The 20,214-nt window shown below is 68.1% G+C and carries 22 protein-coding genes; 14 read left to right on the top strand and 8 right to left on the bottom strand.

The window, feature by feature from the left end; translation table 11 throughout:
* Positions 1-276 precede the first annotated feature (276 nt).
* The 4 genes from ACIBF5_RS11770 to ACIBF5_RS11755 are packed head-to-tail and all read left to right on the top strand — an operon-like array spanning position 277 to position 4,419.
* On the top strand, positions 277-1,521 hold the full coding sequence (locus ACIBF5_RS11770; protein WP_396810651.1) for an extracellular solute-binding protein: 1,245 nt from the start codon (positions 277-279) through the stop codon (positions 1,519-1,521).
* Positions 1,518-2,657 carry an ABC transporter ATP-binding protein gene (locus ACIBF5_RS11765; protein WP_396810649.1) on the top strand — a complete coding sequence of 380 codons (1,140 nt, stop codon included), beginning with the start codon at positions 1,518-1,520 and terminating at the stop codon, positions 2,655-2,657. The genes ACIBF5_RS11770 and ACIBF5_RS11765 overlap by 4 nt, the downstream gene beginning before the upstream one ends.
* Positions 2,654-3,565: an ABC transporter permease gene (locus ACIBF5_RS11760; protein ID WP_396810648.1), complete on the top strand. Its 912-nt coding sequence runs from the start codon at positions 2,654-2,656 to the stop codon at positions 3,563-3,565. Before ACIBF5_RS11765 ends, ACIBF5_RS11760 begins: the two co-directional genes overlap by 4 nt.
* Positions 3,565-4,419 (top strand): ABC transporter permease, encoded by an 855-nt coding sequence (locus ACIBF5_RS11755; protein ID WP_396810646.1) that lies wholly within the window; start codon positions 3,565-3,567, stop codon positions 4,417-4,419. The genes ACIBF5_RS11760 and ACIBF5_RS11755 overlap by 1 nt, the downstream gene beginning before the upstream one ends.
* A 71-nt stretch (positions 4,420-4,490) precedes the next feature.
* On the opposite strand, the gene ACIBF5_RS11750 is transcribed toward ACIBF5_RS11755, so the two are convergent.
* Positions 4,491-5,774 carry a hypothetical protein gene (locus tag ACIBF5_RS11750; protein ID WP_396810644.1) on the bottom strand — a complete coding sequence of 428 codons (1,284 nt, stop codon included), beginning with the start codon at positions 5,772-5,774 and terminating at the stop codon, positions 4,491-4,493.
* 749 nt (positions 5,775-6,523) lie between these two features.
* On the opposite strand from ACIBF5_RS11750, the gene ACIBF5_RS11745 reads away from it, so the two are divergent.
* The gene (locus ACIBF5_RS11745; RefSeq protein WP_396810642.1) at positions 6,524-7,072 is read left to right on the top strand and encodes a hypothetical protein; all 549 of its coding nucleotides are present in this window, start codon (positions 6,524-6,526) and stop codon (positions 7,070-7,072) included.
* 856 nt (positions 7,073-7,928) lie between these two features.
* Positions 7,929-8,354, top strand: coding sequence for a hypothetical protein (locus ACIBF5_RS11740; RefSeq protein WP_396810849.1), 426 nt, complete (start codon positions 7,929-7,931; stop codon positions 8,352-8,354).
* A gap of 606 nt (positions 8,355-8,960) precedes the next feature.
* On the opposite strand, the gene ACIBF5_RS11735 is transcribed toward ACIBF5_RS11740, so the two are convergent.
* Positions 8,961-9,152 carry a DUF397 domain-containing protein gene (locus tag ACIBF5_RS11735; RefSeq protein ID WP_396810640.1) on the bottom strand — a complete coding sequence of 64 codons (192 nt, stop codon included), beginning with the start codon at positions 9,150-9,152 and terminating at the stop codon, positions 8,961-8,963.
* Complete coding sequence (locus ACIBF5_RS11730; RefSeq protein WP_396810638.1) at positions 9,140-9,910, bottom strand: Scr1 family TA system antitoxin-like transcriptional regulator; 771 nt, start codon at positions 9,908-9,910, stop codon at positions 9,140-9,142. The genes ACIBF5_RS11735 and ACIBF5_RS11730 overlap by 13 nt, the downstream gene beginning before the upstream one ends.
* Before the next feature lie 188 nt (positions 9,911-10,098).
* On the opposite strand from ACIBF5_RS11730, the gene ACIBF5_RS11725 reads away from it, so the two are divergent.
* The 3 genes from ACIBF5_RS11725 to ACIBF5_RS11715 are packed head-to-tail and all read left to right on the top strand — an operon-like array spanning position 10,099 to position 10,860.
* Entirely contained in the window at positions 10,099-10,305 is a 207-nt protein-coding gene (locus ACIBF5_RS11725) for a hypothetical protein (protein ID WP_396810636.1), read from the top strand.
* Entirely contained in the window at positions 10,295-10,576 is a 282-nt protein-coding gene (locus tag ACIBF5_RS11720; RefSeq protein ID WP_396810634.1) for a hypothetical protein, read from the top strand. Before ACIBF5_RS11725 ends, ACIBF5_RS11720 begins: the two co-directional genes overlap by 11 nt.
* A complete protein-coding gene (locus ACIBF5_RS11715) occupies positions 10,573-10,860 on the top strand; it encodes a hypothetical protein (RefSeq protein WP_396810633.1) in 288 nt (95 codons plus the stop codon). Before ACIBF5_RS11720 ends, ACIBF5_RS11715 begins: the two co-directional genes overlap by 4 nt.
* Positions 10,861-10,878: 18 nt before the next feature.
* Here the strand turns inward: ACIBF5_RS11715 and ACIBF5_RS11710 are convergent, their stop codons facing one another.
* The 3 genes from ACIBF5_RS11710 to ACIBF5_RS11700 all read right to left on the bottom strand — a co-directional run bounded on the left by ACIBF5_RS11710 (position 10,879) and on the right by ACIBF5_RS11700 (position 14,183).
* On the bottom strand, positions 10,879-11,460 hold the full coding sequence (locus ACIBF5_RS11710) for a class I SAM-dependent methyltransferase (RefSeq protein ID WP_396810630.1): 582 nt from the start codon (positions 11,458-11,460) through the stop codon (positions 10,879-10,881).
* A 397-nt stretch (positions 11,461-11,857) separates the two neighbouring features.
* Positions 11,858-13,363 carry an MFS transporter gene (locus tag ACIBF5_RS11705; protein WP_396810627.1) on the bottom strand — a complete coding sequence of 502 codons (1,506 nt, stop codon included), beginning with the start codon at positions 13,361-13,363 and terminating at the stop codon, positions 11,858-11,860.
* Positions 13,364-13,469: 106 nt separating this feature from the next.
* On the bottom strand, positions 13,470-14,183 hold the full coding sequence (locus tag ACIBF5_RS11700) for a TetR/AcrR family transcriptional regulator (protein WP_396810625.1): 714 nt from the start codon (positions 14,181-14,183) through the stop codon (positions 13,470-13,472).
* Between the two features lie 348 nt (positions 14,184-14,531).
* On the opposite strand from ACIBF5_RS11700, the gene ACIBF5_RS11695 reads away from it, so the two are divergent.
* A complete protein-coding gene (locus ACIBF5_RS11695; protein WP_396810623.1) occupies positions 14,532-15,296 on the top strand; it encodes an SDR family NAD(P)-dependent oxidoreductase in 765 nt (254 codons plus the stop codon).
* Between the two features lie 52 nt (positions 15,297-15,348).
* Here the strand turns inward: ACIBF5_RS11695 and ACIBF5_RS11690 are convergent, their stop codons facing one another.
* Positions 15,349-16,584, bottom strand: coding sequence for a beta-ketoacyl-[acyl-carrier-protein] synthase family protein (locus ACIBF5_RS11690; protein ID WP_396810621.1), 1,236 nt, complete (start codon positions 16,582-16,584; stop codon positions 15,349-15,351).
* 70 nt (positions 16,585-16,654) lie between these two features.
* Here ACIBF5_RS11690 and ACIBF5_RS11685 point away from each other — a divergent pair, with 70 nt between their 5' ends.
* Together ACIBF5_RS11685 and ACIBF5_RS11680 are read left to right on the top strand one after the other, a co-directional pair.
* Positions 16,655-17,290: a TetR/AcrR family transcriptional regulator C-terminal domain-containing protein gene (locus tag ACIBF5_RS11685; protein WP_396810619.1), complete on the top strand. Its 636-nt coding sequence runs from the start codon at positions 16,655-16,657 to the stop codon at positions 17,288-17,290.
* Between the two features lie 26 nt (positions 17,291-17,316).
* Positions 17,317-17,469, top strand: coding sequence for a hypothetical protein (locus ACIBF5_RS11680; RefSeq protein WP_396810617.1), 153 nt, complete (start codon positions 17,317-17,319; stop codon positions 17,467-17,469).
* Between the two features lie 106 nt (positions 17,470-17,575).
* On the opposite strand, the gene ACIBF5_RS11675 is transcribed toward ACIBF5_RS11680, so the two are convergent.
* On the bottom strand, positions 17,576-18,472 hold the full coding sequence (locus ACIBF5_RS11675) for a hypothetical protein (RefSeq protein WP_396810615.1): 897 nt from the start codon (positions 18,470-18,472) through the stop codon (positions 17,576-17,578).
* Between the two features lie 205 nt (positions 18,473-18,677).
* Between ACIBF5_RS11675 and ACIBF5_RS11670 the strand changes: the two genes are divergently transcribed.
* Entirely contained in the window at positions 18,678-19,178 is a 501-nt protein-coding gene (locus ACIBF5_RS11670; protein ID WP_396810613.1) for a hemerythrin domain-containing protein, read from the top strand.
* 34 nt (positions 19,179-19,212) lie between these two features.
* A complete protein-coding gene (locus ACIBF5_RS11665) occupies positions 19,213-20,172 on the top strand; it encodes an LLM class F420-dependent oxidoreductase (protein WP_396810611.1) in 960 nt (319 codons plus the stop codon).
* The last annotated feature ends 42 nt before the right edge of the window (positions 20,173-20,214 follow it).

Below are 20,214 nucleotides of genomic sequence, written 5' to 3'. Positions count from 1 at the left end.
CGCCAGGAGGGGAAACGGACCGGGCAGAGAGTTGCCAACCGGGAGTCCGGAACTCTCGGTCACGCTCCGGGCAGGATGGTTGTCATCGCATCGGCGGGACGCGCGAGCCGGTCCCCACCTTCGGGCACCCGTCGCCACCTGCGGATACAGACTCTCCTGGGAAACTCGGTCTTGACCCAAGAAGTTGAAGTGTTTAGATTTCCTTTCCGGAACACTTCCGATAAATTTCGCCCGAGCTGTACCCTGCCCATCCCCTCCAGGCACGGAGAGCGCGAAATGAGAAGGCCCCCCGTCCCGCCCGCTGTCGCCCCCACCGCTGCACGCCCGCGCCGACGCCGACTCGCCGCCATACTGGCCACCTGCCTGCTCACCGCCTGTGGCGCGCCGCAGCCGGCGACCCCGCAGGCGACCGGCGGTACGGTGCCGGAGAAGCCCGCCTCCCCGGTCGTCCTGAACGTGCTCGACGTCGCCGGCAACCTCCAGCTCACCCAGGGCATGATCGACGAGTTCGTGGCGAAGAACCCGGATGTGGTGTCGAAGGTGACGTACTCGAAGTCGCCGGCACCGGAGCTGGTCGGCAAGATCAAAGCTCAGCAGGGGGCGAACCGGGTCGACCTCGACCTGGTGCTGACCGGGGTGGACGGTCTGGCCGCCGGCATCGAACAGCAGCTCTGGACCCCACTACTGCCGGCGTACGCCAACCGGCTGCCGGGCATGGCCGACTATCTGCCGGGTGCGGCGGCGATGCAGCAGCTCGCCGGGGACTTCGGCGTGACGATCACCTACTACCCCTCCGGCCCGCTGATCGAATACCTGCCCTCGAAGGTGCCGAACCCGCCGAAGACCGCCGCTGAGCTGCTGACGTACGCCCAGGCGAACCCGGGTGCGGTGCAGTATGCCCGGCCGTCGAACTCCGGACCCGGCCGCACCTTTTTGATGGGGCTGCCGTACCTGCTCGGCGACACCGATCCCAAGGATCCGGTCCGGGGCTGGGACAAGACCTGGGCCTACCTCGCCGAACTGAACAAGCACGTCACCCTCTACCCGTCGGGCACCAGCGAGACGATGAAGAACCTGGCCAACGGCTCGGCGAAGATCATCGTCAGCACCACCGGCTGGGACATCAACCCGAGGGTGCTCGGCACCGTGCCGGCCGAGGCGAAGATCGGCACCCTGGACGGGTTCCACTGGGTCGCCGACGCCCACTACGCGGTCGTACCCAAGGGGGTGTCAACCGACAAGCAGGCGGCCGTGCTCGCCCTGCTCAACTGGATGCTCACCCCCGGCCAGCAGGCCAAGGCGTACGACAACGGCTACTTCTACCCGGGTCCGGCGGTGAAGGACGTGACCCTGTCGATGGCCCCCGAGGCGAGCCGCAAGGCCATCGAGCAGTACGGCCGGCCCGAGTACGAGCAACTCATCGCGGGCCATCCGGTCGAGGTTCCGCTCGGCGCGAAGGCGCTGGTCGAGGCGTTCAGCCGGTGGGACCGCGAGATCGGCGGCGCGAAGGTGGGCAAGTGACCTTCACCCGGCTGCGGCTCGACGGCGTCTCACGCAGCTTCGGCGGTCACCAGGCCCTGGTCGGGCTGGACCTGACCATCGAGCGGGGCGAGTTCATCGCCCTGCTCGGGCCCTCCGGCTGCGGCAAGTCGACCGCGCTGAACTGCCTCGCCGGGCTGCTGCCGCTGACCCGGGGCAGCATCTGGACCGACGACACCCGACTGGACACCCTGCCACCGGAGCGGCGCGGTTTCGGCATGGTGTTCCAGAACTACGCCCTCTTCCCGCATCTGACGGTCCGCCGCAACATCGCCTTCGGGCTCCAGATGCGCCGACTGCCCCGGGCCGAGGTACGGCGCCGGACCGACGAGGCGATCCGACTGGTACGCCTGGAGGAGCACGCGGGGAAACTCCCCGGCCAGCTCTCCGGCGGCCAACAGCAGCGGGTGGCGATCGCCCGCGCGGTGGTGCTGGAGCCCGCGCTGGTGCTGATGGACGAGCCGCTGTCCAACCTGGACGCGAAACTGCGGTTGGAGATGCGGACCGAGATCCGGCGGCTACACCAGTCACTCGGCCTGACCACGGTGTACGTCACCCACGACCAGGAGGAGGCGCTGTCGCTGGCCGACCGGCTGGTGGTGCTGCGCGACGGCCGGGTCCAACAGATCGGCGCGCCGGAAGAGCTGCACACCCGCCCGGCGAACCGGCACGTCGCCGACTTCATGGGCTACCGCAACCTGCTGCCGCTGCGCGCCACGCAACGGCATGCCAGCTCCCAGATCGTGGTGGAGGGTGAGGGGCTGCGACTCGTCGGCACCCCGGTCGGCCCGGTGAGCCCCGGCGACACGGTGATCGCCGCCGTACGCCCCGAGGACCTGCGGATCGCCGAGGTGCAGGGCACCGGCCTGCTCGCCACGGTCGAGGTGGTCGAATACCAGGGTCGCGAGGTGGCGGTCGAGGCCCGGACCGAGGGCGGGCTCACGCTCAACCTGCGTACCTCCCGGCGTCCGGCCCTCGGCGAACAGGTGGAACTGGTCGTCGCCCCGGCCCGCCTGCTGGTCTTCCCGACCGACGACACCACACCAGACGACACCTCGACCGGCGACAATGCCGCCGACGACGCTCCCGCCGAGGCCGACAAGGCCGTACCGGCATGACCGCGCCACCTGACACCAGCGGGTCGCCGGTACGGGTGGCACTGCGCCACCGCCTCGCCGAACGCGGCGTCGACCGGCAACTCCTGCTGCTCGCCCCGGCGGCACTCTTCGTCACCGTGCTCTTCGTCTACCCGTTCCTCTACGGGGTGGGACTGTCGTTCCAACCGACCCGGGGCGGGACGTTCGGGGCGTACCGCGAGTTCTTCGCCGACCCGTACCAGCGCGACACCATCTGGACCACGTTGCGGCTGTCCCTGCCGGCGGCGTTGCTCAACGTGGCGGCGTCGGTGCCGATCGCGTACCGGATGCGCGGCCGGTTCCGGGGCAAACGGCTGCTGACGACGGTGCTGGTAGTGCCGATCACGCTCGGTACGGTGCTGACCGCCCAGGGCCTGCTCAACTTCCTCGGCCCGACCGGCTGGTTCAACCGGACCCTGCTCACCAGCGGCCTGATCGACGAGCCGGTACGGCTCACCTACAACTACTGGGGCGTCTTCTTCTCCCTGGTCATCACCGGTTTCCCGTTCGCGTTCCTGCTGGTGCTGTCGTACCTGTCCGGGATCGACCCGGCGCTGGAACGGGCGGCGGCCACGCTCGGCGCCGGTTGGGCGCAGCGGTTTCGCCGGATCACCCTGCCGCTGCTGGCACCGGGGCTGGCGACCACGTTCTGCCTGACGTTCGTGCTCGCGTTCAGTGTCTTCCCGTCGGCGGTGCTGGTCGGTGACCCCGCCGGCGACACCCGGGTCATCTCGATCGCCGCGTACGAGGCGGCCTACCTGCGCTACGACTACCCGATGGCGGCGGCGATCGCGGTGCTGATGGGTCTGGTCGAACTGCTGGTCATCGCCGCCGTGCTCGGCTGGCGGTCGCTGCTCTACACCGGCTCGACGGCGGGAGGGAAGGGCTGATGCCGACGACCGGCGGCACGACCCGCCGACGGTGGGTCGCCAGTCCCGGGGCCTGGCTGGTCTGGGGCGCGGTGCTCTTCTTCTTCGTCAACCTGGCCGGCGTCGTCGGCTCGGTGCTGGTCAACTCGTTCGGCACCCGCTGGTTCGACACCTGGTTGCCACAGGGCTTCACCACCAACTGGTACGGCACCGCCTGGCGCGAGTTCGGCCTGCTGCCCGTACTGGTGGTGACGCTGGAGGTGTCCCTGCTGGTGGTCGGCGTCTCGGTGCTGATCGGGGTGCCGGCCGCGTACGCACTCGCCCGCCGGACGTTCCCCGGTCGACGGCTGCTGTACCTGCTCTTCCTGCTGCCGATCCTGATGCCACCGATCACGTACGGCATCCCGCTCGCCACCGTCCTCTACAAGTTCGGCTTCGCCGGGCACCTCTCCGGTGTGGTGCTGGCGAACCTGGTGCCGTCGGTGCCGTTCGTGATCCTGACCATGACGCCGTTCATCGAGCAGATCGATCCGGCGATCGAACGGGCGGCGCGGATGTGCGGTGCCCGTACCGGTCAGGTTTTCGTCCGGATCCTCGCGCCGTTGCTGACGCCCGGCATCCTCGCGGCCTCGATCCTGGTCCTGGTCCGCACGGTCGGGATGTTCGAACTGACCTTTCTGACCGCCGGCCCGGACTCGCAGACCCTGGTGGTGGCGCTGTACTACTCGATGTCAGCGGCCGGCATCCGGGCCCAGCAGTCGGTCGACGCGATGGCGGTCATCTACACCTCGATGATGCTGGTGCTGCTGGTGGTGGCACTGCGCTTCGTCAACCCGACCCAACTGGTGGCCAGGGTCCGCGACGACGTCGACTAGGAGCGGCATCGAAGCCGGCCAGAGCCATTCGCTGGCCTTCAGCATGCCGGACGGCACAGCGTCGATGCCGCCTACTCTTCGGCACCGGCCGACGTGTCCTCGCTCCGAGGTTGGTCGGCACCAGGAGCATGGCGTCCCAGCTTCCTGGTCTTGAACAGCGATGCGGCTGCACCCCCGACCGCGCCGGCCGCACCGGCGATCGCTCCGCCCACACCCTTCACCGCGGTCAGCGCCTGCGGCGCATCCGGGATGCCGTCGCCGTCCAGGTCGACGCTTCTGAACGGACGCGTCACGGCGCCCGCCGCAGCCGTCACGCCGGCGCCCGCCGCATTGGCGGTGTCGGAGATCCAGTACCCCGTCGCCTTCGCTGCGTCTTCCAGGGCCGCGAGCGCTCGGTTCGGTTCAGCCTCAACGTCATCGTCCTCGGGCTTCACCTTCACCGGAATGGCCAAATGTGCCGGGAACTCATCCGGAGCATCAGCGAATGCGACCCGGGCAGCGTCAACCACCTCCCGACCGAACAGGAAGCGCGTGACCCCTCCTGCCAGGGCGCCGACTCCGTATTCGATCGCCGCCTGCTGCTTTCCATTCAAGTTCAGGCGCACGGTGTCCAGTTGGCCCGTCTGAATGGTGCGAACAAGGCTCTGCGCCGCGCCACCAGGGAGCATGTCCGCAAGTGTGTTCGCCCAGTGCGACCAATCGCTCCGACCGGCAGCAATCGCGTGCCCGACGCCAACGGCACCCCCCGTCGACACACTCGCGAGGTCACTTGCCATCGCCGCGATCTGCTGCTGGTTGACGCGCTCGTTCGACAGTCCGTAGACCAGGGCGTGAGCTTGCTCCTTGTCGAGGTCCATGCTGTGGATGTCGGCGATGGCGAGCCCGAAGAGCGCCGTGATCTCGAACTGGAGCTGCTCGTCACCCGCAGGGAGTAGCGCCGCGACCCGACGAGCTCCCGTCGTCGCGGCGCCGAGCGCGACGTTCTTGGCAGCCGCCTTCGCGGCTTCCTTGGCGACGACCTTCGCAGCCTCCTTACCGGCCTTCTTCGCCGCCTGCTGCCCCGCGCTCTTGGCACCGGCCGCAGCGGCACCGACGCCGGGAATCAGCGCGATCCCGACATCGACCACTATCGCGCCGGCGGCGATAACGGCACCTGCGGCGCTGATGGCGGTGACGTACTGCCGCTCGATCAGTCGGATCACCTCGGCCGGTGTCGCGTCGGGATTCCGGCGGCGGACTCGCATGACGTACTTACGAGCGATCGAATGGCGAGCGCCGACCGCCTTCGCAATGTCACGCGCGGCATCCTGCTCGACGAGTTCAGCCTCGAATGTGCTCTCGCCCGTGTCGTTCATCGATCAGCCCCCTCCGGCCCCCGAATTATTGCCGCACCGACCGCCGACCGCTAGCGCAGATCTGGCCGGACGTCTCGCCTTCGATCGACGCGCCGGAGACGGCAACCGACTGCTCCGCCCTCGTCGTGCACACCACCGTTGCCGTGGGGTCGGGGCAGGCGAGTTGGCCTGCCGTACCTCGCAGGACCGGGACGTCCGACTCGCCGGCCTGTGCTTCTCGTGCGCCGTGGTCGCGTCCGTCCCCGTCGTCGGGGTGGGCGTGACCAGCCACTGAGGCGAGCGAACCGACAGGCGTTGCCGCCGGCAGGTGTCAGTGGGACGGGCCGGGCCGGGTGACGGTGAAAGCCTCGTTGCCGAGGGACAGCGATACACCGGCGGTGTCGGAGAGGGCGTGGGAGGTGGCGAGCGCTGCGGTACGCAGCGACAGGCGCGCGGGTCTCTGAAACTCCCCCGATCGCAGTCCCCACGTGTCGTCATTGGACGGAACCGCAAGGTTGACTGTCGCGTGGGCGTCGTGCGCCGCCACGCGATGCTTCGATGAGGGACCAGAACTCGCTCATGATCACGGGATCAGCCTAGATCGGGAGCAGGGAGCGAGAATCAGACCTTACGATGATCGACTGGCTTGCGGGGGTCTGGTCACCGACACACGTGGCACAGATCGTCGAAGGTGGCCAGGTCGGAGGTCCTCTATCCGCTCAGACGGTCGGCGGCAGTTAAGTACCCGGACAAGATGCGAGGATGGCTCCGTGGAGATTCGGTTTGGCTTCGGTAACGAGCGTGGGAGAGTGTTGGTGGAGGTCTCGCCGAATGCCGACCCGGTGGCCGTCGGTAAGACCGAGCGGGAGTTGGGCATGCCGGTGTGTACCGCATCTGTCGAATTCAGTGCCCAGGGTTACCGGTCGCTGCTGGGCTGGGTGCAGTTGGTCCGCGAGCCCAGCGCGACGGACCGATTCGGGATCGACCCGTTCGACCTGTTCGCCGACTCCAGCGCACCCTTCGCCTGGTACGGAATACGGCCGGTGCTCTTCGACGCTCCTTCCCGTTGGCGCTCGGATGCGGTGCGATGGGAGGCACACAGCTTCCTGACTATCGGTCCCTGGGACCTTGACCGGCGGCTCGTCGTTCCACTGGTCGGGTTCGCCTGGGGCTACGAGCAGGATCCGGAGGAGCGGCTGCGACTGTCGCCGGTGCGGTTGCTCGGGCCGGCTGACTGGGACGGCCACCGCCGCTACATGTCCGAGAGATACCCGACGTGGAGGTTCAGCAACGGCGACCACCTTGCAGAACAGCACTGACGATCGTTCGATCCACCGGGACGCACTCTCGATGTCAGCGATCCGAAAGCCGATCGGCACGGAGGGCCAGCTACGAGCCTGACGACTCTGGCCAGGGCTGGAGCGCACGGTCGACGGCAGAAGCGGATGCTGATCGCGCTGCACCAGAACGTGGTCCATCGGTGCCAGCCGTGGCCGCCCATTGACCGGTGAGGAAGAGGTCCTCGCCGTTGATCACTAGGCATCCGAACATGTCGCCGAGGACGGTTCGTTGGTGTTCCGTGAGCGGGTTTACGAACACCGCAACGTCGACCCCCGCAGCCCGGGACGCCTGCGCGATTTCGCGGGCTTTGCCGGGGCTAAGCAGTGTTCGCCGTGAGAGCGGGGCAGTCATCTTTGCCGCACCGCCGTGCGAGACACCGCGGCGCTGGACGTGCCGGCCCACCACTCGCCCACCATGTGCCTCCACTGATGCCGCCAGGAGATCGAGCTTTGCGTCGAACTCCTTGTCCTTGGCCGTGAACAGGCCTACCAGCACCACGTCGGCGTCCGCCAGCACTGAGGTCGGTGGACCACTGGGATATCGCCGCACGGGACCATGGTGCCAGACACCGCGCGCATCCGCTCATCGACAGTTCAGGATGCCGGCACCACGGGAGGCCGGACACCGAGCGTGACGGCTGCCGTCTGCCTGCGCGCCCAGTCGGCGGCATGTGCGGATAACAGCTGGCGAAGCTGGCAGTTTGTGAGTCATGGTTGCGGGGTGATCACAGTCCAGCGGGTGCGGGTGCGGTGGAGCGCAGCGGCACGCGGCGCTCAGCACGCCAACCTCCGCCGTGGCCTGAACCGGCCGGTGCCACTTCCTGTCTCACTACCGATGTGCGACGTGGCCGTCCACGAGGTGCTTTATGACGAGGCGGCCGGCTACGTGCGCCACGACGAGGTGCTCAGTGGGGGCGTAGAGCGAGCCCGCGACGTGGGCTTGTGGCTCACCATCAAGGGTTCCACGGCGATTGTTGATCGGCTACCCGGCCGTGCGGCATATCCACGCGACCGTGGCACGGCCCGCCTGTTCACACTCTCGCGGGGGCAGGTGGGCCGCTACCGGGCGAACTTCCGGTTCACGTTCACTCAGTGCGCCTGCAACCCCAGCTGGTTCTACGAGGATTGGGTAGTGCAGGTCGGTAGCGGCCCGGTAGAGCCCGACGGGTTCATACATCGCGAGCCGGACCATGATGTCGACAACCGCGTGCATCTTTACGGCGGATCGGTGAGGCCGATCGCAGGCAGACCTCACTGGTAGGACCGGTTGGAGCGCGGCGGCAGCGGAACGCGTGCCCAGCCGCCGCTCGTGTCTGCTGACGGTCTGGTCGGCGGCGTCAGAACCAAGTCCTTGGGCGGGCGAGTCGCCACAGGCGTCCACGCCAGCGCGCACGCTGAGGGTGCAAGAAGAGCTCGATGTCCTCCAACGCGTTGGTGGCGGTAGCTCTGACATGAGGGCGGACACGCCGTTCACGCAAGGCTGCGACGACGCGTCCCTCGTCGAGTCGACGGTAGACCCTTGCCAGGTGTCCAAGGCAGGTGGCGGCGAGTGCCTGCACCTGGTGGTCATGGTGATCCAGTAGAGCCAGGTAGAGATCCTGCGACTCTTTCCAACCGCCGTCGCCGTATAGCGCGCATCCCACCATGGCATTCAGGGCAGCGCTGATGTCTTCGCGATCGAGAGCAGTCCGCACATCGGCTGGCGTAGCCGACGGAGGATTGTGAAAGGTGTGATGCTGGTGGCTCATGCCTCACATCTTTGATCACCGCTGCTGTCAGCCAACATCCGCTCATCGACAGAAGAGTGCACCGGGGCAGCGCAACGTCCCCGTACCGGGTTGGCACGGGGACGTGTGTGCGAGGGCTGCTAGGACCGTGTGGCGAGGCTGACGAAGGCCCGCCACGCGTCGGGGCCGAAGGTGAGCACCGGCCCGGTCACGTCCTTGCTGTCGCGGACGCCGACGACGCCAGGAAGGTTCTTCGCCACCTCGACGCAGGTGGACCCGCCGTTGCTACTGCGGGTCGACTTCCGCCAGATGGCGCCGGTCAGGTCTGCCATGTCGGTGCTACTTCCTTGAGCAGGTCGAGGGTGAGCGCAGTGGGCAGGGCTACCGCCCGGATGGATTCCCACACCGCTTCCAGCCTATCAATGTCCGCTTGCTGGGTGACGACGCGCGCTTGCAGCGGATCGTCCAGGTGGGCGGCACCACCACCGAGCGGCCCCTTCGCCAAGATGAAGCCACCGGCGAGCCCAGCATGACCTCCGGCATCGGCCGGCACCACCTGAATATGCACATGGGGTCGCTCGGCGAGCCGGATGAGGTGCGCACACTGCTCGGCCATGATCTCCCGGCTGCCGACACGCCGCCGAAGAATCGCCTCGTCAAGGATGGCGAAGACCTGCGGGGGCCTCGATCCGGCGAGGATCACCTGCCGCTCGATCCGGGAGGTCGCGCGCTCCTCGACCTCGCCCTCGTTCATCAGACCGCCGAACGAAAGGACGGCCCGCGCGTACGCCTCGGTTTGCAGCACGCCAGGCACGAGGGCCGGCTCGAACCAGCGCAGCAGCCGAGCGTCGCGCTCGTGTTCGATCCACTCCCGCAACCACGTCGGATAGCGGCGCCGCGCTACGTCCGGCCAAAGGTCCTCTATGTCCTTTCCGACCAATGCCGCGACCTGTGCCCGGTGTCGGGTCTGCGGAACCCGTCCACGGCTTACCCATCGGGCGGCCGTCTTGGGGTCTACACCTACTTGAGCGGCTAGCGATTCGGCGGTCTGACCCGACTCGATCATCGCAATTTGAAGGGCGTGGTTCACTCCGTCTCCCCTTTGGACGTACTGAACATAGACGAAACCTACTGCAACGCAGTGTGTTTGTCCCACCACTCGGGGGGAGGGTTTTCGTGAGCGGCGTGGCTGGTGGAGGTTCGAGCCCGGCGGTCGCGCTGTGGGGCGCCCCAAGCAACGGGCGCGGGGCGCCCCTCCAACCCCAAGGAGGTGGCGCGGTGTTCACGTTCCGGCGATGGTGGTCCGGGTGGCCATGGGTCCCCGGGCCCACTCCCCCGACCCCGCCCGAGCCGTCGCACCCACCGGCCCGCCCCGAATGGGCCGACGAGCGTACGGCGAACCTGCGCCCGCTGCCGCTGCTCACCCACGGGCAGGCCATGGGCTACCGCGTGCCCCGGAACAAGGGTCGTCACCATGTCCGATGAACCCCTGGTCAAGGTCGGTGACATCGTCAACGCCGAAGGCGAGGACTACTACCGGGGCACCGGAGCCAACCGCCGCCCCGGCGTCGGAGACCTCCACCTACGGGTCACCCAAGTCCCGACCCACACCCGGGACGACAACCGGGAATGGATCCCCGTACGCGGCATCGAAAAACCCATGGGCAAACCCGAACGCCCCGAAGCCGAATACGTCATCCGCCGCCGCGTCCTGCTCGACATCGAACGCCCCGCACCGAAAGGGCCAACCTGGTGATCGACCCGAAGCCCGTCGCGGGTCGGCAACTCCACCTGCCGCTACGGCCGGTCTGGTGCTGCCGGGTCTGCGCCCAGCCCTGGCCGTGCGCGGACGCCCGACTCGACCTCACCGTCAGCTTCCGCCACCAACGCATCGCACTGATGCTCTACCTCGGCACCCAGTTCGTCGACGCCATCTCCGACCTGCACGTCTACGACTCCGCCCTCGGACCACCGCCGGACGTACGCGCCATCTTCGACCGCATCATGTGCTGGATGCCACCCGAGCGTCGCGAGGCGTAAGCGGCCTCGTAAAGACCGTCAGAGGGGCGTACCGGTGACGCAGGTGAGCAGACGGTCCTGCCCGTACGTCGTAATTGATCGTGTGGTGCTGAAACCGTGCGCCTGGAGCAGCCGTTCGGTCGACGTGACGTTCGCGGTGGCGTTCGCGGAGATGGGCCGCTCGCCGAAGACGCAGAGCCTGCCCCCCGGAGCGAGCAGGCTCCGCACCCGCTCGATCTGCTGCGTCGCCGCTCCCATCCAGAACAGGCTGACGTTGACCGCGAATATCGTGGTGAAGTGATGGGCCGGAAGGTCGGTGGAGTCGAATCCGGCATGCCGGATCTCGACCCGGCCGGAACGGATGTGGCTGGCGTTGCGTTCGGCGGCGAGCCGCGCCATGGTCGCCGCGCGGTCGATCGCCACGATCCTGCCGGTGGTGAGTCGTTCGGCGACCAGCGAGACGGCCACTCCCCGACCGCATCCGATCTCCAGCAGGTGGTCGTCGGGGGCGACGGCCAGTGTCTCCACCGCCCACCGCTGGCGATGCGTCACCGCAGTCGTCTCGGACGATTCGCGCGGTTGCGGGATGGAGCTGCCACCGACCACGGTCGGGTGTCGCACGGGCAGGGCACATCTCACGAGGCCGCTGCCCGGGCCGTGACCGGGACCGGGACCGGATCGTGCGGGCGGACGGAGCCCTCGTGTCGCACCGACCGGACTCTGCTCACACACCTGTCGCACCTTTCGGGATGGCGCCATTCACTGCGTCTTCGGCGACCGAAGCGGCGGCCAGGGGTGGCTGCGGCAGGGTGCCCGTCGTAGCTGACCGGACGAGAGTGGGGCGTCCGTGCAGCAGTAATCCAGGGTACGACCCACACGGCCGGCACCACAGTGGGCCGGGCGCAGTGGCGGCATATGGACTGGCGGCCCCGCCTGTCGAGCGGGGCCGCCAGTTGTGACATCCGGTTCCCCGGGGAATCGGACACCGCCGGGTGGACGCCGGTCGGCGCCCCGGCGATCAGTGCATCATCACCGGTACGGGAACATCTCCGGCGTTCTCGTCGTCGGACGCGCCCGACCCGCTCGCCACCGCGCCACCGTCCTGACGGCCGGCCGTGACCAGGGTGAACGTGAGCGCCGCAGCCGCCACGAGCACGCCGACCGCCCACCAGATCGCGGTCGCGTAACCGTGTACTGCGGCCTCATTGACCAGGCTCGGGTTGCCACCGTGGTCGAGCAGGTACGCCGTGGTGGCGCTCGCCGCGACCGTGTTCAGCAGTGCCGTACCGATCGAACCACCCACCTGCTGCGAGGTGTTGATCATCGCCGAGGCGACACCCGCGTCACGCGGCTCGACACCGTAGGTGCCCAGAGCCATCGCCGGCATGAACGCCGTACCCATGCCGAGGCCGAGCAGGATCATGCCGGGCAGGATCAGGCCCGCGTAGGAGCTGTCCACCTTGAGCTGGGTCAGGATCAGCATGCCGAGTGCGGCGACCAGGAAGCCCGGTCCCATCAGCAGCCGGGGTGCGACCCGGTTCATCAGCCGGGCACCGATCTGGGTCGAGCCGGTAATCATGCCGACGATCATCGGCAGGAACGCCAGGCCGGTGACGACCGGTGACCACCCCTTGACCACCTGGAGGTAGTAGGTGAGGAAGAGGAAGAGACCGAACATGCCGATGATCGCGATACCCAGCGCCGAGTAGACGCCGGCCCGGTTGCGCTCGGTCAGCACCCGCAGCGGCAGCAACGGGTGGGCGACCTTCGACTCGACCAGGACGAACGTGGCCAGCAGCACGGCCGATGCGACGAACGAGCCCAGGGTCCAGGCGGCGGTCCAGCCGTCGGTCTCGGCCCGGGTGAAGGCGTAGACCAAGGCGACCAGGCCGGTGGTGGCCAGCACCACGCCAGGGATGTCGAGCTTGTTGCGGTTACGGGCTCCCGGCACATCCTTGATCACGAGGACCGCCCCAGCGGCGGCGACCAGCGCGAACGGGATGTTGACGTAGAGCGCCCAGCGCCAGTTCAGGTACTCGGTGAGTACACCACCGAGGATCAGGCCGATGGCACCGCCACCACCCGCGATCGCACCGAAGACGCCGAACGCCTTCGCGCGCTCCTTGGCCTCGGTGAAGGTGACCGCCAGCAGGGACAGCGCCGCCGGGGCGAGCAACGCGCCGAAGACACCCTGGAGGGCGCGGGCGCCGAGCAGCATGCCGGTGTTGACCGCGATCCCGCCGAGGGCCGACGCGGCGGCGAAGCCGAGCAGACCGATGGTGAAGATCCGCTTTCGGCCGGCGATGTCGGCGATCCGGCCACCGAAGAGCAGCAGCCCACCGAAGGCGAGCGTGTAGGCGGTGATCACCCACTGCCGGTTGCCGTCGGAGATCCCCAGGTCGTGCTGGGCGGCCGGTAGGGCAATGTTCACCACGGTCGCATCCAGTACGACCATCAACTGGGCCAGCGAGATGAATATCAGCGCTGTCCAGCGCCTCGGATTGGCTTCAACTTCTGTGGACATGAAGGTCCCCGCATTTTTCGCAAATATGGATGGAAACGGCAGCCTGTGGACGCAGGCAGCCCAGGTGTAGCGGTGGTGGTGGCGACGGATCCCCCGGCCGCGCTGGTCAGGGGACGGGTTTACCGTTCGGCGTGGTGGTAACCGGCTCGTCGTTGAGCCGATGGACGGAAAGCCGGAGTTCCGCCAGGGTTGCCGGGCCCCCTGGAAGAACGGACCGTTGGGGTGCCCGCAACCCGTCGAGGAGGATTTCCAGGTGCCGGTGGGCGTACGGCTCGACCGTTGCCCGCGCCGTACCGGGCAGCGGCCGAGTGAGCTGGACGATTGGGACGATCAGGTCACCGAGGCCGATGTCGGGCCGTAGCTGACCGGACTCACGGGCCCGGCGCAGCATCAACTCGAAAGCGTCCTCCATCTGCTCCCGCGCCTCACGCAGCTCCGGATCGGTCAGGTCCAACTGGTCGGAGAAGACCGCACAGAGCCCCCCGATGAGCAGGTCGGCCGAGGCGTGCGCGAACTGCCGCAGTGCTTCGAACGCGTCCGGCTCGGTTGCCCCGATCTGTTCCGCCTGAGCTGACAGACAGGACATCAGGCTCAACACCACGACCCGAATCAGTTCGTTCCGGTTGGCGAAGTGTCGGTACAGGGTGGCGTTACCCACCCCGGCCCGATGGGCGATTTCGTCCAGTGGCACGTCCGCGCCCCGCTCCAGGAAGAGCCGGGCTGCCGCGGCGACGATCCGCTCGTAGTTACGAGAAGCGTCCGCCCGTTGACGAGGCAGCCGCTGCTGGACGGCAGAACCGGCCGCGGCAGTATCAGTCACGTCGACGCTCCTCACTGAAACCGGGGAGTCCTTCCCCGGTTATCCGAAGAGTCAAACGGGGAAAGCCTCCCCACTTATTTCGACCATGGCTGTGACCTGCGTCCCGACATCGATCAGCACCCTTCCCCCGCCGCAGAGCCGCCCAGCCTTCCGCCCGGACGTCCCTCCCGGCCTGTCATCGAGGTCACCGCGACAGCGAGCGACAATGGTGGTTGACACGTCAATCATCTTCATATGATTGACGTGTCAACCATATGGGGCCACTCACTCACGAGGTGACGGTCCCGAGGCGCCGACCAGACGGCCACACCAAGCCAGCCGGACGGGCCGCAGACCAAGGAGAGTCCCATGGGAACGCTGGACGGGAAGGTCGTACTCATCACCGGCACCGGAGGGGGGCTGGGGCGCGTCGCGTCACTGGCCTTCGCGAGGGAAGGCGCCAAGGTCGTCGGAGCCGACATCCAGATTGAGGCAAACAACGAGACGGTCGAACTCGTCCGCCGGGCCGGCGGGGAGATGACGGGCATCGCGCCGATCGACCTCACCGATCCCGAACAGGCGCGGAAGATCGTCGAGAACACCGTGGCGGCCTATGGCGGGCTCGACGTGGTCTACAACAACGCGGCCTCGCTCCGGTTCGGCCCGATGCCCGATTTCTCCGTCGAGGACTGGCGGGCCACCATCACCGGCGAACTCGACATTCCTTTCTTCGTGTCGAAGTTCGCCTGGCCGCACCTGGTCCGGCGGGGTGGCGGCGTCATCATCAACGCCGCGTCGATGGCCGGCATGATCGCTGGTGAGGTTCCCCCGATGGTCGCGCACGCCGCCGCGAACGCCGGCATCATCGGCATGACGCGGCAACTCGCGCTCGAAGGCGCCCGCGACGGAATCCGGGTGGTGGCGGTGAGTCCCGGCCCCATCCTGACCCCCGCCAGCGACCGCGACCTCGGGGACAACCAGGCCGCCCGGGCCGCGATCACCGGCAAGACGCTCGTCAAGCGCTTCGCCCAGCCCGAGGAGATCGTCGAACTGGTGGTCTTCCTCGCCTCCGACCGGGCGGCCTACATCACCGGTGCGAACTACCCGGTCGACGGTGGTGCGACCGCCTGGTAACACCACCGTCGCGAAGCCGGATCCTAGGCGGCGGTGAACGCGAAGCCGGATCCTAGGCGACGGTGAAGACGAGGGAGACGTTCTGGCCGCCGAAGCCGAAGGAGTTGCAGACGGCGGCGTCGAGCCGCTGCTCACGCGGAGCGCCGGTGACCACGTCGAGCTTCACCTCGGGAGCCAACTGGTCGAGGTTCAGCGTCGGTGGGATGACCCCGTTGGCAACCGACAGCAGCGTGACGATGCCCTCCACCGCACCGGCCGCGCCGACCAGGTGTCCCAGGCTCGACTTGGGAGCGGTGAGCACCACATCGTCGCCGAGCGCCTGCGCGATGGCGGCGGCCTCACCCACGTCGCCGACGACGGTGGAGGTGGCGTGGCAGTTGACGTGCTTCACGTCCGACGGCTGGAGCCCCGCGTCGGCGACCGCGTTGAGGATCGCCCGGATCTGGCCGGCACCAGTCGGGTCCGGGCCGGTGATGTGGTGGGCGTCGGAGGTGAGGCCGTAGCCGGCGAGCCGGCCGAGCACCCTGGCCCCCCGGGCGGCGGCAAAGTCCGCCCGTTCCAGGACCATCACCCCGGCACCCTCACCGAGCACGAAACCGTCCCGGTCGACGTCGAACGGCCGGGAGGCGCGCTCCGGGTCGTCGTTGCGCTTGGAGAGCGTACGGGCCTGGGCGAAGCCGGCGATGGTCAACGGCGCGATGGCGGCTTCCGCCCCACCGGCGATGACCACATCGGCCTCCCCGGAGCGGATCAGCCTGGCGGCGAGGGCGAGCGCGTCGGCACCGGAGGCGCAGGCGGAGACCGGGGTGTAGACGCCGGCGCGGGCACCGAACTCCAGGCTGACCCAGGCGGCGGGTCCGTTCGGCATCAGCATCGGCACGGTCAGCGGGGAGATCCGGGCCGGTCCCTTCTCCTCCAGCAGGTCGTCCTGGTCGAGCAGGGTGTTGACGCCGCCGACGCCGGTGCCGATCACCACCGCGAGTCGGATCGGGTCGACCTCGGGGCTGCCGGCGTCGACCCATGCCTGCTGGGCGGCGACGAGCGCGGCCTGCTGGCAGCGGTCCATCCGACGAGCCTGGACCCGGGGCAGCACCTCGGCCGGAGCAACGGCCATCGGGGCGGCGATCTTCGTCGGCAGGTCGTCGGCGTGCCCGAATGAGGCCACCAGGTCGTCGATCCGGCGTACGCCGGAACGTCCGGCGAGCAGTCCCTGCCACAGTGAGTCGACGTCTCCGCCGAGCGGTGTGGTCGCGCCGAGCCCGGTGACGACAACGTCCTGGGCGTTCATGCTGGCCTCCTCGTGGCGTACGTGGTGTGGGGGCTTGCCGTCCCGAAGTTGTATCGAATACAACTTTAGGATGTCCACCGCCGAACCGCAGCCCCGTCCCTTCGCCCCGACTCGGGACCGGGGGCGGCGTACCCGGGCGTTGCTGCTCGAACAGGCCGCGACGCTCTTCGGCGAACACGGCTTCGAATCCGTGAGCGTGGCCGGGATCGCCACCGCCGCCCGAGCCCATCCGAACCAGGTCACCTACTACTTCGGGTCCAAGGACGCGTTGTTCGTACACGCCGCGTTCCTGCTGCTGCTGCGCGACGCCGAGCGCCTGGAGCCGGTCGGTCGCCGCCAGCGCACGCCGGATGCGTTCCGCAGGGCGATGGCGCGCACGGCGCTGGCGCTGCCCGCCGTCCCGATCGCGATCCAGGCGATGTCCATCACCCGGCAACGGCCCGAACTGCGGCCGGTCGCCGAACAGAACCTGGCCCTCCTGTTCCACCGGGCGCAGCGCTACCTCACCGCGATCCTCGAACTGCACGACTGGGTGATCGACCGACCCGCCGACGTCGAGACCCGCACCTTCTGGAGTGCGGTGCTCGGGGCACGACTGATCTCGGAATCCGGCTTCGGCGACCGGTCCAACGACATCGACCTCGCCGGGGTGCTCACCATCCGCCGCCGGAGCACGGCCTACGGTCCGGAACGTGACCGTCATTGACAAGATCGCCTGGTGCGACGGTCCGGATGACCTGTCACACCGCCGACTACCAGGGCAAGCCCACCGCCAGCAACGAAATCGCCGAGGTGACCTGGCTCGGATACGCCGACCGGCACCGAGTGTCCGCCCTGGACCAGGTCATCTTCGACCGGCTGTACGCTCAGGGCCTGCTCCGCTGATCCCCGCTCGACCGGCCCGGACCCGCCCGTACGGAGCGGAGGGCCCCGAAAACGTCGTACGGCCCCGGGCGAGCCCGGGGCCGAACGTGTCGCGTGTTGGTGTGGATCAGCCCTGAAGGTCCTCCAGACCCGCGAGGCTGTCCTGCAAACCCTTCAGAATCTCGGCGAAGTCGGCGGTCTCGGCCGCCGGCGGGACGTCGATGGTGACGGGCTTGCCGTACTCGGTGTAGTCGATGGTCACGTCGTTGGCGTCGTTCGTGAAGGACCGGACACGACGAAGCTGGTACTGCTCGTCCGCCCAGAGGTCAACCTTGACCTCCTTGACACCCAGCTTGGTGAACTCCTTCTCCAGGGCAGCACGGACCGTCGCGTCGGGCACCGCGGTCAGGTACGCGGCAACCGGGACCACGGCGGTGTAGTGCACGGTCTGCACACCGGCGATCGCCTCCTGACCCACGACCGTGCCACCAGCACCCGCGATCATCTGCTTCAAGGTCTGGGCCGGGTCGAGTTGGTCCAGCAGGCTGGACATCGCCTCACTGCCCGCCTCACCGGCCATCGCGGCATCCATCTTGAGCCACTTCTTGCCGTCGTACTCCGCCTGCTCGGCTGGCGGAACCGCGATGTACATGGCGCTGCCGATGATGCGAGCCGTCGTCGGACCCTCCTTCGGGTCCTCCATCGTCATCTCCACCCTGCGGTCGCTGCCGAGGGTCGCGACGCCCTTGCCCTTGGTCGGCTCGCCCTCGGACTTGCCCTCCATGGTGAAAGAGACGGAGGTGGCCTTGCCGACGGTGTCGGCCACCTTTTGCAGCGAGCCCGCAGCATCGGTCGCCATCAATTCCAGTGCCGCCGGCTCCTTCTTGGCATCCGACGACGGGTTGTCCTGCGAGCCGCAGCCGGCGAGCCCGAGCACCGCGAGCGCGGAGACGGCCAAGACTGCGGAACTCTTCCAACGTGACACGAGAATGAATCCCCCGATGATGAGGTGTTGCTCAGGCAAGGCTCGACACTGTATCCCACCCGTCCGATCCCACGCTCCTCGATTCCAACGCAAGGAGTCGACCGGCGAACACGCCCACCCGGAGCCACGTCTCCGACCTCCGTCGCCCCGGTCGCCGCACTCTGACACGGCCCGGGTTTCCCCACGCGGCTACGGGGGTAGCAGGAGCCACGAACAGCCGTATCGGAAACACCAGGGGGTTCAGATGTCGACCGACGCTCTCGTTCTCTTGAAAGAGGACCACAAGGAGATCCGGGCGTTGTTCAACGAGTTCCAGCAGGCCGGCGAGAACGCCACGAAGAAGAAGGGGGCGATTGTCGAGCGCATTCTGGAGGCGCTGACCGTGCACACGTACATCGAGAACGAGTGCATGTACCCGGAGACCCGGAAGCTACTGCCGGACCTTGAGGACGACGTGCTCGAATCGTACGAGGAGCACCATGTGGCAGACGTACTCTGCCTGGAACTGGCTGCGATGAAGCCGGAGGACGAGCGGTTCGACGCCAAGACCATGGTGCTGATCGAGAACGTCACCCACCACATCGAGGAAGAGGAAGAGGAATGGTTTCCGAAGGTACGTGAAGGGCTTGACCGGAAGAAGTTGCAGGAAATCGGCGAGCGCATGATCGAATTGCGCGAGCAGGCGCCCCGGAAGCCGACCGATCCGAAGGCGATGAAAAAGGCAGTGGACGCGGCGACCGCCTGAGCGGCCACCCACGCCGACACGTCAGGAGTCTGTGATGCGCATCGGATATTTTCTCTCCAGCGAGGAGTACACCCCCAGCGAGTTGCTGGAGCAGGCGCGCGGCGCCGAACGGGCCGGCTTCGAGGCGCTGTGGATCTCCGACCACTTCCATCCCTGGGTCGACGCGCAGGGACAGAGCCCGTTCGTCTGGTCCACGATCGGCGCGCTCAGCCAGGTCTGCCGACTGCCCGTCACCACCGCCGTCACCTGCCCGACCGTACGCATCCACCCGGCGATCATCGCCCAGGCCGCAGCGACCAGCGCGGTGCTGCACGAGGGTCGCTTCGTGCTCGGGGTCGGCAGCGGCGAGGCGCTCAACGAGCACATCCTCGGCGACGCCTGGCCGAGCGCGGACGTACGCCTGGAGATGCTGGAAGAGTCCGTCGAGCTGATCCGCGAACTGTGGGAGGGCGGGTTCACCGACCACCACGGCAAGCACTACCGGGTGGAGAACGCCCGGATCTATACCCGGCCGGAGACTCCCCCGCCCATCTACGTCTCCGGCTTCGGGCCGAAGGCGGTCGACCTGGCCGCCCGGATCGGCGACGGCTACATGAGCACCATGCCGGACGGCGACCTGGTCAAGCGCTTCCGTGACGGTGGCGGCGGGGACAAACCGTGCCAGGCCGGCTTCAAGGCGGCGTACGCGAGCAGCGAGGCCGAGGGCGCGCGGATCGCGTACGAGCGCTGGCCGAACTCCGGGGTGCCGGGCGAACTGTCCCAGGTGCTGCCCTCGCCCCGGCACTTCGAGCAGGCCGCCGAACTGGTCACCGAGGAGATGGTCCGCAAGGCGTTCGTCTGCGGCAACGATCCGGACGCCCATCTGGAGATGATCGACCAGTACGCCAAGGCGGGCTTCGACGAGGTCTACGTCGCCAACACCGGCCCGCACTACCAGGGCCTGTTCGACCTGTACGCCAACCAGGTCCTGCCCGCGCTCCGCCACCAACGGTAAGGAAGGGCCCCCTCTTATCGCATTTTGTATAGGAGGGGGCCC

The organism is Micromonospora sp. NPDC050417, from assembly GCF_044458865.1.
Lineage (GTDB): Bacteria > Actinomycetota > Actinomycetes > Mycobacteriales > Micromonosporaceae > Micromonospora_G.
The sequence above is the reverse complement of the archived record's forward strand: the minus strand, read 5'-3'. Positions and strand labels throughout refer to the sequence as shown.